Genomic DNA, 15003 nt, shown 5'->3' with positions numbered 1-15003 from the left:
CCGCTAGAATGGCCGCACATTTATTTCTGGAGGTGGCCAATGCAGGCTCTCGACGCTTTGCTCAACCGTGTTTCCGTGCCGCGTTTGCTTGAGCCGGCACCGACCCAGGAGCAGCGCGATGTGCTGTTCGCCGCCGCCATGCGCGCGCCGGACCATGGCCAGTTGCGTCCTTGGCGTTTCCTTACCGTGGAAGGTGCCGCCCGTGAGCAAATGGGCACGTTGTTGGCCGAAGCCGCCCGCCTGCAAGATGCCGATGCTCCGCAAGCCGTCATCGACAAAGCCCAGAACGGCCCGTTGCGTGCCCCGTTGGTCGTGGTGGTGATTGCCCGCTTGCAGGAACACTTCAAGGTGCCGAAGTCCGAACAGTTGCTGGCAGCCGCCTGTGCGGCCCATGGCATTCTGTTGGCGGCCTATGCCCAAGGGATTGGCGCCGTGTGGCGCACCGGCGAATTGTCCTACTCGGCCCACGTCGCCAAAGGCCTGGGGCTGACGGCGGATGAGCAAGTGATTGGCTTCCTCTACCTGGGCACCCCGCAAAACCCGCCGCGTACCGCGCCGAAAGAAGATGTGGCGCCGTTTGTCAGCGCCTGGACCGGTGTTTAGGTTGTCACAGATCTAAATGTGGGAGGGGGCTTGCTCCCGATAGCGATGTGTCAGCTATCAATAAGTTGACTGACACACCGCCATCGGGAGCAAGCCCCCTCCTACATGGGGTCAGACCTTGAACTGATCCATCAACTTCATCTGTTGACCGGCCAGCGCATTGAGCTGGCTGCTGATGGCCGCCGATTCGGTCGCCTGGCCGGTGAGAGCTTCAGTCACGGTGCGGATCGCCGAGACGTTGCGATTGACCTCTTCGGCCACCGCGCTCTGCTCTTCGGCGGCGCTGGCGATCTGCAGGTTCATGTCGCTGATCACCGTCACCGCATCGCTGATCTTGCCCAGTGCCTGCACGGCTTGATGGATCTGCCCGGCGTTGCTCTGGGCCTGGTGCTGGCTGGAATGCATGGTCGCCACCACGCCACGGGTGCCACTCTGGATGCGCTCGATCACCTGGCGGATTTCCTCTACCGAGTCTTGGGTGCGTTTAGCCAGGTTGCGCACTTCGTCGGCCACCACCGCAAAACCACGGCCGCTTTCCCCGGCCCGCGCCGCTTCGATGGCGGCGTTGAGCGCCAGCAGATTGGTCTGTTCGGCGATGCTGCGGATCACTTCGAGCACCGAACCGATCTGCTCGCTGTTCACCGCCAGGGCTTCCACTTCAGACACCGCCTTGCTGACCTCTTCGGCGAGTGTGGTGATGTCGCGGGTGCTCTGCTCGATGATCGACATGCCTTCACGCGCCGACTGGTCGGCCCCGCGTGCGGCATTGGCGGCACTGGAGGCACTGTTGGCTACATCGTGGGCGGTGGCGCTCATTTCGTTGGACGCCGTGGCCACCTGGTCGATTTCGCGGAATTGCACTTGCATGCCTTCGCTGGTCTGGCGGGCAATCTCGGAAGACTGATCTGCCGTACCACGGGCTTCGGCGATGCTTTGCTTGATTTGCGCGATGGTCGGTTGCAGCTTGTCGAGGAAGCGGTTGAACCAGTTCGCCAGTTCGCCCAGTTCATCTTTCTTGGCGTACGCCAGGCGCTGGGTCAGGTCACCCTCGCCGCTGGCGATATCCTTGAGCATGGCGGCCACGTTGTTGATCGGGCGAGTGACGCCGGTGGCGGTCAGCCAGATCAGCAGCAAGCCCAGCAGCGCGGCGGCGGCGGCGATCAGTAAGGTCTTGATCAGGCTGCTGGCCTGGGCTTCGTCGAGTACCGCTTGCAGCTTGATGTTATCGGCGAGCATCACGCTCTTGGGCAGTTTGATGAGTACGCCCCAGTTCTTGGCGTCGGCAATCGGTTTGAACGGATAGACGGCGCGAATCGTGTCGTCCTGTTCGCGGATCATCGGGCTGCCGGTGGCCAGCAGTTGCACGATCTCTTTGCCTTCTGCACCCAGGGTATCGATCAGGTTCTTGCCGACCTTGGCGGGTTCACCGCTGTAGGCTGCGATCAAACCGGTGCTGGAGAGGTATTCCAGGTGCGCCGCGCCGTTGAACAGGCTTTTCTGCGCGGCGTCGGTGTTGGCTTGCAAGGCGTTGAGGGCGATGTCGACGCCGATCACGCCGATGACTTTGCCCTCCACGATCAGCGGTAGGGAAATGGTGGTCATCAGCACTGGCTTACCGGCCACGGTGTCCTCGTAGGGGTCAAGCAGGCAGGTGTTGCGGCTGTCTCGTGGGCAGGTGTACCAGCTGTTGTAGGGGATGCCACTGAGGTTGAGGGTGGTCTTGGTCAGATCCTCTTCGACCATGATGGTGTTCAAGCCTTCACCGCCGGCGCGGCTCCAATAGCTGGAGAAACGCCCTTTTTCGTTGGACACCCGCGCCTTGTCATCGATGAACTCGCTGTCTTTGCCATCCAGGGCATTGGGTTCGAACGAGAGCCAGACACCCAACACGCCACGGTTGCGCTCAAAGGCCGTCTTCAGGCTCTGATTGAGTTCTTCACGCAATGCCCCAGCCTCCAGCCCGCGCTTGGCGCCGGTGTTGCGCAGGTCCTTGATCTGGTCAGCCAGTGCGGTAATGGCCACCAGGCTGTCGCTGAAGGTTTTCTGCAATTGCGCGGCTTGTTCGCCGGCCTTGGCTTGCAGCAACTGCTCCACGCTGGAGGTGAGCATGCGCGAGCTTGAGTCGCTGACTAATTGGTCGTTTTGATGGGTGTTATAGAGGTTGAGGCTCACGACCAGCGCGATCACCCCCAACAGACACAGGCCGGACAGCAGCACGATTTTCAAGCGAATGGAGAGGGTGTCGAACATAGGTTCACTCGTGAATGAATGTGTTGGAATGCAAGCAAGGCAAGCCAAGTCCATTCGGCGCTATATCCGGAGCATCGGCGCAGTCGGATGATTCATGAGGCGGAGGCGATGAGTGGTAGGAGAAACCCTACACGCAGCGTTAGACGGGGGTTGCGAGGCGTTCCGGACGCGACCAGATCCATAAGTTGCCCAGGCTCATTCCGGCAATCGCCAGGTAGATCGGCCAGCCGTGATCGAGCATCACCAGCATCAGGCCCGCGCACAACAGCATGCTCACCGTGGCGCTGACTTTGGCGCGACGCGCGATGATCTTGCCATTGCGCCAGTTGAACAGGATCGGCCCGAACAGCCGGTGGTTTTCCAGCCAGGCGCTGAGGCGTGGCGAGCTTTTGGTGGCGGCCCAGGCGGCGAGCAGGATGAATTCGGTGGTGGGCAAACCCGGTATGACAATCGCCACCAACCCGATGCCCAGGCTGACGTAGGCCAGCAGGCCGAACAGGATCCGGGCGATTTTCGAGGGGGATTGGGTTTTACCGGTCATGGATGGGATGGTCACAGAAAATCAGGGAGCAATGAGATCTAGCTGTGGGAGGGAGCAAGCCCCTCCCACAGGTTGATGGCATTTCAATTCAGGCGTCAGGCCAGTTCGGGGGCGCTAGCGTACGCCTGTTCCAGCAGCACGGTGAAGCGCACGAATGCATCGATTGCACCTTTTTCTGCCGCAGCCTCTTCTTCGGCGTTCAATTCCAGGCCGTCGAGGGTGCGGGTAAAACGCTTCCAGCCTTCGGCGCGGCCACCGGCCGGTTCACCCAGGTGACGGGCACCGAAGGTTTCACTCAGGCCCAGGCCCACGGCGCGCTTGATCAGGAACGCGGCTCCCAGCTTGGAGCCTTCCGACACGAACAGCCAGCCCAGGGCTTGGGCTTTGCTGGGGTTCTTCACTGCGCCTGCGACCGGTGCCGGCACGTCGGTGTCCAGGTCGCCCAAGTCCAGCCTGGCGGCTTCGGCACGGCAGCGCTCGGCCAGGTCCGGGAAGATCTCGATCAGTTGCGGGTCGTTGTACAGGGCCACCAATTCCGACTGGAACAGGTATTGCGCCACTACGAAACGGGCGAAGTTGGCCTGGGTTTCGAATGGCGCGTGGGCTTTGACCAGCGCGTCGAGCTGGGCATGTGGGGCGTGGGTGATCTGGTTCAGGCGCTGGGAGCGCAGGCTTGGGCGTTCTGCGGTAGGGGAAGCGGTCATCGAAAAAGTCCTTGAGGGGGGGAGCGCCTTGTGGCTCTAAAGAGAGCGGTTATCAACTAGACGAACAGGAAGACGCGGCACAGTAAAAAATCCTCACCTGCCGGCGACTGAGGCCGGCGAGGTGAGGCGCTTCGATCAGATGTCCCAGATCACGTTGATCGCAAAGTTGCGGCCAGGCTGCGTCAGGCGGTCCAGGTTGGCCGGGCCGGTCACCGCGGCTTCGCCGACGCTGTCGTAGCTGCGTACGTCATCCCAGTTCCAGTACTTCTTGTCGGTCAGGTTGTAGAGGCCGGCGTTGAGGGTCACATCGCGGGTGACTTTGTAGTAGCCGGTCAGGTCGAGCACACCGAAGCCTGGTGTCTTGAACGGGCCGTTGCCATCCGGTGCGTGGAAGGTGCTGCTGTCGACGCGGTTCTGGCGTTTGACCAGGGTCCAGCTCAGCAGGCCACCGTAATTGTCCTGGTCGTAGCCCAGGCCGAACACGCCCTTGAGCGGGTTGACACTGTTGAGCGGCTCGCCGGTTTCGTCGTTACGACCGTAGGCATAGGACACCGAACCTTGGGTGTAAAGGCCGTGAGGCGCGCCGAAAGCATCCAGGTTCAGGCGACCCTTGGCTTCGGCGCCCTTGATGGTGGCACGCTTGATATTGACGGCCTGGAACTGTTCGACGGTGCCGCCGACCACGGCGTTGTCTTCGTCGATGAAGTTGCGGTACTTGTTGTAGAACACTGCGATGTCGAAGGAACCTGCGTCGAACTTGCCACGAATCCCGGTTTCAATGCCTTTGCTGGTTTCGGGCTTGAGGTCTGGGTTGGGCTCCACGGTGTAACCCAGGTTGAGGTTTTCAAAGCGGCCGTACAGCGCCTTGGCCGATGGCGTGCGGAAGCCCTCGGCGTACTGGCCGAACAAGGTGTATTGATCGGTGAGGGCGTAAGTCAGGCCGAACTTGGGCGTCACGCGGTGCCAGGTTTTGTCCTTGTCGTTGACCGTATCCTGGCCGGTCGGGTTGACGGTGTTGAGGAATTCCTGGGTCAGCTTGGGTTTGAGCTGGGTGTAGTCGTAGCGCAAGGCCGGCAGGAAGGTCCATTTGTCCCAGGAGATCTGGTCCTGGGCGAACAGCGAATAGGTGTTGATGGTCGGGTCCGGGAAGTCACTGGACTTTTTCACGCTGTCGCCGGCTGAAGGGCTGGGCGCACCGATGGCGGTGCAGCCGGAGCCGACGGCCAGGCAGGTCGCCGAGCCTTCGCGCGAACCGGTGACTTTCTGCTGCTTGAGCGTGGTGCCGTAGGTCACCTGGTGATCGGTCTCGCCGAGGCTGAAAGCCTTGTCCAACTGGGCGTCGAACACCCACTGGCGTTCTTCGTAAAGCGTGTCGCGGGTACGCAGGACGCGACGGCCGGACTGATAGATCTCAGCCGTGGTCTGGTCGGTCTTGGCGATCTGGTAATTGAGGCTGGTCTTGATGCGGTCGGCAATCGGCGATTGCAGAGCCAAGCTGTTTTCCAGGCCGAAGCGTTCACGGGTGATGGTGTCGTTGCCACGGCGGTCACGGTACAGATTGAAGCCCCGCCCACCAACGAACGGGCCACCTACAGCGTTTTTCAGGTTGACGTCGCGGTCATCCTTGAACTTCTCGTAGGTCAGGCCCAGGCGGTTGTCATCGCCATAGTTCCAGCCCAGCTTGGCGAGGACATTGGTGGTGCGTGCCTCTTCCGGGTTGGCGCCGGTGCGGGCCAGGCCGGTGGCATTGTTGCCGTCGTAGGACTCCATTTCATGCCCATTGCGCTGGCTCAGGTGCAGCAAGCCGTCGAAGTCCTGCACGCGGCCGGCGACGGTGCCGGAGGTCAGCCAGCTATCGTCGGCGGAGCGGTAGCCGGTTTTCAGGCGGGCACCGACATCCTGGCCGGGCTTGATGATGTCGTCCGGGTCGAGGGTGAAATAGCTCACCGCGCCGCCAATCGCACTGCTGCCGTACAGGGCTGAGGCCGGGCCGCGGAGGATTTCCACACGCTTGACTATTTCCGGGTCGACATAATTGCGACGCGTCTTGGCGTAGGGGCCGTTGAAGAAGTTGTCAGGGACTTCGACACCGTCCACCTGGGTGAGGATGCGGTCACCGTCGATACCGCGAATGTTGTAGCCGGCATTGCCGGAGCGGGTGCCGGCGCCGCCGACTGAGACGCCAGGTTCGTAACGCACCAGTTCGCGAATGGTGCTGACATTCTGGCGGTCCAGTTCCTCGCGGTCATGCACCGTGACGGTGCTCGGCACACTGTTGACGTCCTGTTCATTACGGGTGGCGCTGATGGTCACCTGTTGCAAATTGAGGGTGCTGCCGGCTGCGCGCTTTTCCAGGACGATGGTGTTATTGCCCAGTTTGCGGTAGCTCAGGTTGGTCCCCACCAACAGCCGGTCCAGGGCTTTTTCCGCTGACAGCGGGCCGCGTACACCGGGGGACGATACGCCCTGGCCCAGTTCCGCCGGCAGGCCGACTTGCCAGCCGGTCACCGCGCTAAAGGCATTCAGCGCCGAGACCAGGGGTTGCTGCTCGATACTGAAAGTGTAATTGCCATGGCTGCGGGCGATGGGCTCTGCAGCCATGGCGGCCGTCATGGGCGCGCCCGCCAGCAGGATGGCGGCGGTCAGCAAGGACAGGACGGGCGAGGAAGACCGGCGGTTGAAACGAGAGGACATCGAGAGCGCTCCGGAGGTACGAATCTTATAGTTGCGCACTGAACCAAATAGGAATCAGTTGCATTGGCTAAGACGAGACGTACCACTGCAGGCTATCGAGTAAAAATAATTCTCATTTAGTTCAGGATGACCAGTGCCGGGTACTCCGAAAGCTTGGCCGAGGTGATGTGCGCCAGGGAGCGCACCACGTCCAAGGGCTGGTCAAGCCGGTAATTGCCGGTGACGGCGACGCTGGCGAGCTTGTCGTTGTTGTTGACGATCCAGCCTGGGTAATAGCGGCGCAGTTCAGCCAGTACTTCGCCCATCGGGCAGTTTTCAAACACCAGTCGGCCCTGGACCCAGGCCAGGTCCTTGCCGGCATCTAGCTTGGCCGGTTGGCCAAAGCCCTGGGGGCCGATGCGGATGCTTTCACCGGCGCTCAGGCGCACCCGGGCATCGTTTGCGGTGGTGCTCAGGTCGACATCGCCGCGTTGCACCTGCACCTGCGCTTCGCCATTGAGGTAACGCACGGCGAAGTCGGTGTCGCGCACGCTGGCGCGCACCGGGCCGGCATCAATCTCCAGGGGCAGGCCGCGGCTGGGTACGACTTCGAAAAACGCCTCGCCTTGATACAGGCGTGCGACGCGCTGGTGATCCTTGATGCTGCTGGAAAGTGCCGAATTGGTATTCAGCAATACCTTCGAGCCATCGTCCAACTGCAGGCGCTGGCGTTCGCCCACGACGGTCAGGTGGTTGGCTTGCAGGCGCATGGGCAAATTGCTGAAGCTGAACAGTCCGAGCAGCAGCACGGCGGCGGTGGCCAAGGGTTTCCAATGCGGCTTGAGGCGGCGCCAGGCACTCGGCTTGCGGGGTGCGGCCAGGGCTACGGCGGCGCTGTGCACCGGCGCGCTACCCCACGCCGCCTCGGCTTTGGCGAAGGCGTGCGGGTGCGCCGGGTCGCTGGCCAACCAGGCGTTGAACTCGGCCTGTTGCCCGGGATGTGGGCACTGCAAGGCGACCAGCCAATCGAGCGCCTGGTTCATGGCCGCATCTTGCAGCACCTCATGAGCCAGCTCATGAGGGCGCAGTTTATTCGGGTCCGTCACGGTGTTCCTCGGGGCTTCGCCACGTTTTATTGGTCTTTCCTACAGCCTGGATCAACATTTCTGTCGGGTGCAGCTTAAGGCTGATCCAGCCGGTCGGCCACACCTACACAGATGGCCATGATCAATTTCAGTTCCTTTTGCACAGTACTCAAGGACACGTGGAGTTGGTCGGCAATCTCTTGATAGCTGCAACCGTGCAGGCGACTGAGGATAAAGATCTGCTGCTGGCGGGCGCTCAACTGGCCGAGGCTGACGCTCAGGTGTTCAAGCAGTTGCTCGGCCTGGGTTGCATCTTCCGGGGTGCTGATGGGGGCGGCAACGCTTTGCAGGATATCCAGTGGGACATCTTCCTGCAGCGTACGGGCTTGAATCCTGCGCGCACGCAGATGATCCAGCGCCAGGTTGCGCGCCGTCTGATAAACGAAGGGTTCGAGGTGGTCGATCGGCCGCTCGCTGAGGGCACGGGTGACGCGCAGGTAGGTTTCCTGCAACAGGTCTTCGGCGGTGCTGTGGTTATTCACCATCCGCTGCAAGGTGCGTAGCAGAATCACCCGTTGGGTGAGAAAGACTTGGTTGAAGCGAGATTGGCTCACAGTGATACCAGACCGATTTGCAGTTAATGATAATGCTTATCATCAACTGAAATGGCAAGTGCGGTATTTGATCGTTCCCACGCTCTGCGTGGGAATTCATCCTGTGACGCTCCGCGTCACGACCTTGGGACCGGGACGCAAAGCGTGGGAACCTGCAGGTCGCCTTATTCGGCGTTACACAGCGCCAGGCAGTTATCCAGCATACGGTTGGAGAAACCCCATTCGTTGTCATACCACGCCAGCACCTTCAGCAACTTGCCGCTGACCTTGGTGTGATTGGCATCGAAAATCGACGACAACGGGTTGTGGTTGAAGTCACTGGAAACCAGCGGCAAGGTGTTGTAGCCGAGGATTTTCGAGTGCTGGCTGGCTTCTTTGAGCAGTGCGTTGACTTCCTCGGCGGTGGCTTCTTTCTTCAACTGCACGGTGAGGTCGACCAGCGACACATTGATCACCGGTACACGGACCGCCATGCCGGTCAGCTTGCCCGCCAGTTCCGGCAGTACCAGGCCGACGGCTTCGGCCGCACCGGTCTTGCTCGGAATCATGTTCTGGGTGGCCGAACGCGCGCGATACGGGTCGGTGTGGTAGACATCGGTCAGGTTCTGGTCGTTGGTGTAGGCATGAATGGTGGTCATCAAGCCGCTTTCGATCCCCAGCTCGCGATGCAGCACCTGGGCGACCGGTGCCAGGCAGTTGGTGGTGCACGAGGCGTTGGAGATGATCTGGTGGGATTGACGCAAAATGTCGTGGTTCACACCGTAGACCACGGTGGCGTCCGCGCCCTTGGCCGGTGCGGAGATGATCACCTTGCGCGCACCGGCGGTAACATGGGCGGCAGCCTTGGCACGGTCGGTGAACAGGCCGGTGCATTCGAACACCACATCGATTTTCAGCGCGGCCCATGGCAGTTCGGCCGGGTTGCGAATGGCACTGACGGCAATCCGGTCGCCGTTGACGGTCAGGCTTTCCTGATCGTGGGCGACCTCTGCTTCAAAAGTGCCATGCACGGTGTCGTATTTGAGCAGGTGGGCATTGATCGCGCTGTCGCCCAGATCATTGATGGCGACGATCTGCAAATCCTGGCGGTAGCCTTGGGTATACAGTGCGCGCAGGACATTACGGCCGATGCGGCCAAAACCATTGATTGCGATGCGAAGAGTCATTGGAAAGTGCCTGTCGTCGATTTGTTGTAAGAATTACAAGATTATTCGCATAAAAATAGAAAACAAGCCTTTTTAGTGGCAATATTTTGTTCAATCTACAACGAGTGACCTGAATCAACTGGTCCGATGATCCGAACGACACCCTGCCATCCCATGAGCTGCGGGCGTTTGGTCAACATAGGAACGAGGGTCGCCACATCCGTTAGCCTGGAGTTCTACACATGCATCCCCGCGTTCTTGAGGTCACCGAACGGCTTATCGCCCGCAGCCGCGCCACCCGCGAGGCCTACCTTGCGCTCATTCGCGGCGCCGCCAGCGACGGTCCGATGCGCGGTAAGCTGCAATGCGCCAACTTTGCCCATGGCGTGGCCGGCTGCGGTGCTGAAGATAAAAATAGTCTGCGTATGATGAATGCCGCCAACGTGGCAATTGTTTCCTCATATAACGACATGCTCTCGGCACACCAGCCGTACGAACATTTCCCTGAACAGATCAAGCAAGCCCTGCGTGAAGTCGGCTCGGTCGGCCAGTTCGCCGGCGGCACCCCCGCCATGTGCGACGGTGTGACCCAGGGTGAGCCGGGCATGGAGCTGAGCCTGCTCAGCCGCGAAGTGATTGCCATGTCCACGGCGGTAGCGCTGTCCCACAACATGTTCGACGCCGCCTTGATGCTGGGCATCTGCGACAAGATCGTCCCTGGCCTGATGATGGGCGCGCTGCGCTATGGTCACCTGCCGATGATCTTCGTCCCGGGCGGGCCGATGCCGTCGGGCATTTCGAACAAACAGAAGGCCGATGTGCGCCAGCGCTATGCCGAAGGCAAGGCCACCCGCGAAGAGCTGCTGGAATCGGAGATGAAGTCCTACCACAGCCCCGGCACCTGCACCTTCTACGGCACCGCCAATACCAACCAGTTGCTGATGGAAGTGATGGGCCTGCACTTGCCGGGCGCTTCGTTCGTCAACCCGTACACGCCGCTGCGTGACGCACTGACCCGTGAAGCGGCGCATCAAGTCACGCGCCTGACCAAGGCCAACGGCAATTTCATGCCGATCGGCGAGATCGTCGATGAGAAGTCCATCGTCAACTCCATCGTCGCCCTCAACGCGACCGGCGGTTCTACCAACCACACCTTGCACATGCCGGCCATCGCCATGTCGGCGGGCATCATTCTCACCTGGCAGGACATGGCCGATCTCTCCGAGGTAGTGCCGACCCTGTCCCACGTGTATCCAAACGGCAAGGCCGATATCAACCACTTCCAGGCGGCGGGCGGCATGTCGTTCCTGATTCGCGAACTGCTTGAGGCCGGCCTGCTCCACGAAGACGTCAACACCGTGGCCGGCAAGGGCTTGAGCCGCTACACCCAGGAGCCGTTCCTGGTCGACGGCGAGTTGATCTGGCGCGACGGCCCGATCGAGAGCCTCGATGAAACCATCCTGCGTCCCGTGGCCCGTGCATTCTCGGCCGAGGGCGGTTTGCGCGTGATGGAAGGCAACCTCGGTCGTGGGGTGATGAAAGTCTCGGCCGTGGCCCTGGAGCATCAAATCGTCGAAGCGCCGGCCGTGGTGTTCCAGGACCAACAGGACCTGGCCGACGCATTCAAGGCCGGCGAGTTGGAAAAGGACTTTGTCGCGGTGATGCGATTCCAGGGCCCACGCTCCAACGGCATGCCGGAATTGCATAAAATGACCCCGTTCCTCGGCGTGCTGCAGGACCGAGGCTTCAAAGTGGCATTGGTCACGGACGGGCGTATGTCCGGCGCCTCGGGTAAGATCCCCGCCGCGATCCACGTCAACCCCGAAGCACAGAGCGGCGGGCCGCTGGCGCGGGTGCAGAATGGCGATATCATTCGCGTGGATGGCGTGAAGGGCACCTTGGAGCTTAAGGTGGACGCCGAAGAATTCGCAGCGCGCACACCCGCCACGGGCCTGTTGGGCAACAACGTGGGGGCCGGTCGCGAACTGTTTGCATTTATGCGCTTGGCCGCAAGCTCCGCAGAGCAGGGCGCCAGCGCCTTTACCTCTGCCTTGGAGACGCTTAAGTGAAGCTTGCGCTGGTCGGTGACATCGGGGGAACCAACGCCCGTTTTGCGTTGTGGCAGGATCAGGAGCTGCATTCGATCCGGGTGCACGCCACGGCGGATCACTCAAGCCCTGAGGCGGCCATCATGGTCTACCTCAAGGAAGAGGGCCTGCAAATCGGCGACATCGGCGCGGTGTGCCTGTCGGTCGCCGGGCCGGTGAGCGGTGATGAATTTAAATTCACCAACAATCACTGGCGCCTGAGCAAGACTGCATTCTGTAAAACCCTGCAGGTGGATAACCTGCTGCTGGTCAATGATTTCACGGCCATGGCCCTGGGCATGACACGGCTCAAGCCCGACGAATTTCGCGTGGTCTGCGAAGGCACGCCGGAAGCGTTTCGCCCTGCGGTGGTGATCGGCCCGGGCACTGGCCTTGGCGTCGGTACGTTGCTGGATCTGGGGGGCGGCCGTTGGGCGGCGTTGCCGGGGGAGGGCGGCCATGTCGACCTGCCTTTGAGCAGCCCGCGTGAAACCCAGCTGTGGCAGCACATCCACAATGAGATCGGCCACGTCAGCGCCGAGACCGCCCTGAGCGGTGCGGGCCTGCCGCGTGTCTATCGCGCAATCTGTGCGGTGGATGGCCACACGCCAGTGCTGGACACGCCCGAAGCCATTACGGCGGCGGGGTTGGCCGGTGACCCGGTGGCCGTGGAAGTCTTGAACCAGTTCAGCATCTGGTTGGGCCGCGTAGCGGGCAACAACGTGCTGACCACCGGCGCGCGCGGCGGTGTGTATATCGTGGGCGGGGTGATCCCGAGGTTTGCCGACTTCTTCATCAACAGTGGTTTTACCAAGAGCTTCAGTGACAAAGGCTGCATGAGCGACTACTTCAAAGGTATTCCGGTGTGGTTGGTGACCGCGCCGTATTCCGGGTTGACCGGGGCGGGTGTGGCGCTTGAGCAGGCTTTTGCATAGACCTTGATGGCCTCATCGGGGGCAAGCCCCTCCCACACTTCGATGTGTAAATACATTCAAAATGTGGGAGGGGGCTTGCTCCCGATGGTGGCCCTAAGCAACACATGACTCAAGCTTGGCCATAACTACAAGGAGGACCCCGTGAGCGTAATCAGTAAATCGATTCTCCTCGTCGACGACGACCAGGAAATCCGCGAATTGCTGCAAACCTACCTCAGCCGCGCCGGGTTCCAAGTCCGTGGCGTGTCGGATGGTGCGGGGTTCCGCCAGGCCATGAGCGAGGCACCATGCGACCTGGTGATTCTTGATGTGATGCTGCCCGACGAAGACGGTTTCAGCCTGTGTCGTTGGGTTCGTCAGCACCCACGTCAGGCCCAGGTGCCGATCATCATGCTGACCGCCAGTTCCGACGAAGCCGACCGGGTGATCGGCCTGGAGCTGGGCGCCGACGATTACATCGGCAAGCCCTTCAGCCCCCGCGAGTTGCAAGCGCGGATCAAGGCCCTGTTGCGTCGTGCCCAGTTTGGCCAGGAGCGCAGCGGCGCAGGTGATGTGCTGGCGTTTGACGAGTGGCGGCTGGACATGATCAGCCACCGCCTGTTCCATGTGGATGGCGAGGAGGTGATCCTCTCCGGCGCCGACTTTGCCCTGCTCAAGCTGTTCCTTGACCACCCCCAACAGATTCTCGACCGCGACACCATCGGCAACGCTACCCGTGGCCGCGACCTGATGCCGCTGGACCGTATCGTCGACATGGCGGTCAGCCGCTTGCGCCAGCGCCTGCGCGATACCGAGAAACCCCCGCGGCTGATCCGCACCGTGCGTGGCAGCGGTTATCAACTGGCAGCCAGCGTGGTTGCCGGCAATGCCCACTGAGCGTCTGGCCGAGCGCCGCATCCGCTTTCCCGTGCCCCGTTCGCTGCTGGGGCGCATGTTGCTGCTGACCCTGCTCGTGGTGCTGTTTGCCCAGGCACTGTCCAGCGTGATCTGGGTCTCGCAATTGCGCGCTACCCAGCTTGAGGGCCTGGTCACCAGTGCCCGTAGCCTGGCGCATTCGATGACCGCCAGCGTCAGTTACTTCCGCTCGTTGCCGGTGGCCTATCGCCCGTTGGTGCTCGACCAACTGCGCAGCATGGGCGGCACCCGTTTCGTGGTGACCCTCAATGACCGGCCGCTGGACATGGCGGTATTGCCGCAGACGCCGCGCAAACAGGCCGTGCTTGAGGCGGTGGATGAAGTGCTGCGCCAGACCCTGGGCGCCGATGTGCATATCTCGGTGGAGTTCGTCAGTGCCGAAGACCTGCGGATTTTCAACGCCGGTTTGAAGCTCGATGAACTGCCGCGCTCCTGGGCGCATTACGCGCTGACCCTGGAACCGGTGAACCCGCCAGTGCTGGTGACCCAGATCCAGCTTGCGCCCGGTGAGTGGCTGTACATCGCCTCGCTGCTGCCCGAGCCTTACACCAGCCTGGAAGAGCAGGGGCTGCCGGCCCAGCAGGTGTGGTTCATCGTGCTGACCAGCGGCTTGCTGTTGCTGTTCATCGGCCTGCTGGTGCACTGGCAGAGCCGGCCGCTCAAGCGCCTGGCGCGGGCGGCGCGGGACATGTCCCTGGGCGCCGATGTGGAGCCGGTAGCCGAAGGCGGCGGCAGCGAAGTGGTGGAGGTCGGGCGTGCCTTCAACGCCATGCGTGAGCGCATTAGCCGTTACTTGACCGAGCGCAGCCAATTGTTCAGCGCGATCTCCCATGACCTGCGCACGCCGATCACCCGCTTGCGCCTGCGTGTGGAGCTGCTGGAAGACGAGAACCTGCAAACCAAATTCGGCCGCGACCTGGATGAGTTGGAGCTGCTGGTAAAGGGCGCGCTGCAATGTGTGAAAGACACTGACATCCACGAAAACATCGAACCGGTGGATTTGAATCACGTGCTCGATTGCCTGGTGGAGCCGTACCTGGCGCCCAATGGCAATGGCCGCATCACCCAGGACGGCCGTGCCCTGGCGCCTTATCCGGGCAAGCCGCTGGCGCTCAAGCGCTGCATCGGCAACCTGATCGACAATGCCTTGAAGTACGGGCAGAAAGCTCACTTGCATATCGAGGACGATGGCGTGGATTTTATCCTGCACGTCGACGACGAAGGCCCCGGCGTACCGGAGCAGCGCCTGGAGCAAGTCTTCGAACCGCATTTCCGTCTGGCCGGGCAGCAACAGGGCTACGGCCTGGGCCTGGGGATTGCGCGCAACATCGCGCACAGCCATGGCGGGGAAGTGAGCCTGCAGAACCTGCGTGAGGGGGGCCTGCGGGTGACCTTGCAACTGCCTCGTGGATTAGACTGAATACATGAGGTCAAAATGTGGGAGGGAGTAA

The 15003-nt window shown here is 61.6% G+C and carries 12 protein-coding genes; 5 read left to right on the top strand and 7 right to left on the bottom strand.

Annotated elements, in window-relative coordinates; genetic code table 11:
* The first annotated feature begins 39 nt into the window (after positions 1-39).
* A complete protein-coding gene (locus DK870_RS19070) occupies positions 40-603 on the top strand; it encodes an NAD(P)H nitroreductase (protein ID WP_090368808.1) in 564 nt (187 codons plus the stop codon).
* 111 nt (positions 604-714) lie between these two features.
* Here the strand turns inward: DK870_RS19070 and DK870_RS19065 are convergent, their stop codons facing one another.
* The 7 genes from DK870_RS19065 to gap all read right to left on the bottom strand — a co-directional run bounded on the left by DK870_RS19065 (position 715) and on the right by gap (position 9636).
* Complete coding sequence (locus DK870_RS19065; protein WP_161549395.1) at positions 715-2853, bottom strand: methyl-accepting chemotaxis protein; 2139 nt, start codon at positions 2851-2853, stop codon at positions 715-717.
* A gap of 139 nt (positions 2854-2992) precedes the next feature.
* Positions 2993-3394, bottom strand: coding sequence for a YbaN family protein (locus DK870_RS19060; RefSeq protein ID WP_060754238.1), 402 nt, complete (start codon positions 3392-3394; stop codon positions 2993-2995).
* Between the two features lie 95 nt (positions 3395-3489).
* Positions 3490-4098: a biliverdin-producing heme oxygenase gene (locus DK870_RS19055; RefSeq protein WP_060754237.1), complete on the bottom strand. Its 609-nt coding sequence runs from the start codon at positions 4096-4098 to the stop codon at positions 3490-3492.
* A 135-nt stretch (positions 4099-4233) separates the two neighbouring features.
* On the bottom strand, positions 4234-6792 hold the full coding sequence (locus DK870_RS19050; RefSeq protein WP_161549394.1) for a TonB-dependent receptor: 2559 nt from the start codon (positions 6790-6792) through the stop codon (positions 4234-4236).
* Between the two features lie 116 nt (positions 6793-6908).
* Entirely contained in the window at positions 6909-7877 is a 969-nt protein-coding gene (locus DK870_RS19045; protein WP_161549393.1) for a FecR domain-containing protein, read from the bottom strand.
* Positions 7878-7951: 74 nt separating this feature from the next.
* On the bottom strand, positions 7952-8470 hold the full coding sequence (locus DK870_RS19040) for an RNA polymerase sigma factor (RefSeq protein WP_060754234.1): 519 nt from the start codon (positions 8468-8470) through the stop codon (positions 7952-7954).
* 164 nt (positions 8471-8634) lie between these two features.
* Positions 8635-9636: a type I glyceraldehyde-3-phosphate dehydrogenase gene (gene gap, locus DK870_RS19035; RefSeq protein ID WP_090368816.1), complete on the bottom strand. Its 1002-nt coding sequence runs from the start codon at positions 9634-9636 to the stop codon at positions 8635-8637.
* A gap of 221 nt (positions 9637-9857) precedes the next feature.
* Here gap and edd point away from each other — a divergent pair, with 221 nt between their 5' ends.
* The 4 genes from edd (at position 9858) to DK870_RS19015 (ending at position 14972) form a co-directional block, all read left to right on the top strand.
* A complete protein-coding gene (edd, locus tag DK870_RS19030; RefSeq protein WP_090368818.1) occupies positions 9858-11684 on the top strand; it encodes a phosphogluconate dehydratase in 1827 nt (608 codons plus the stop codon).
* Positions 11681-12637 carry a glucokinase gene (locus DK870_RS19025; protein WP_060754231.1) on the top strand — a complete coding sequence of 319 codons (957 nt, stop codon included), beginning with the start codon at positions 11681-11683 and terminating at the stop codon, positions 12635-12637. The genes edd and DK870_RS19025 overlap by 4 nt, the downstream gene beginning before the upstream one ends.
* Before the next feature lie 141 nt (positions 12638-12778).
* On the top strand, positions 12779-13513 hold the full coding sequence (locus tag DK870_RS19020; protein ID WP_060754230.1) for a response regulator: 735 nt from the start codon (positions 12779-12781) through the stop codon (positions 13511-13513).
* A gap of 31 nt (positions 13514-13544) precedes the next feature.
* Positions 13545-14972, top strand: a complete 1428-nt coding sequence (locus DK870_RS19015) for an ATP-binding protein (protein ID WP_372241682.1) — start codon at positions 13545-13547, stop codon at positions 14970-14972.
* Positions 14973-15003: the final 31 nt, after the last annotated feature.

Source organism: Pseudomonas sp. Q1 (genome assembly GCF_009935975.1).
GTDB classification, from domain to species: Bacteria; Pseudomonadota; Gammaproteobacteria; order Pseudomonadales; family Pseudomonadaceae; genus Aquipseudomonas; species Aquipseudomonas palleroniana.
The sequence above is the reverse complement of the archived record's forward strand: the minus strand, read 5'-3'. Positions and strand labels throughout refer to the sequence as shown.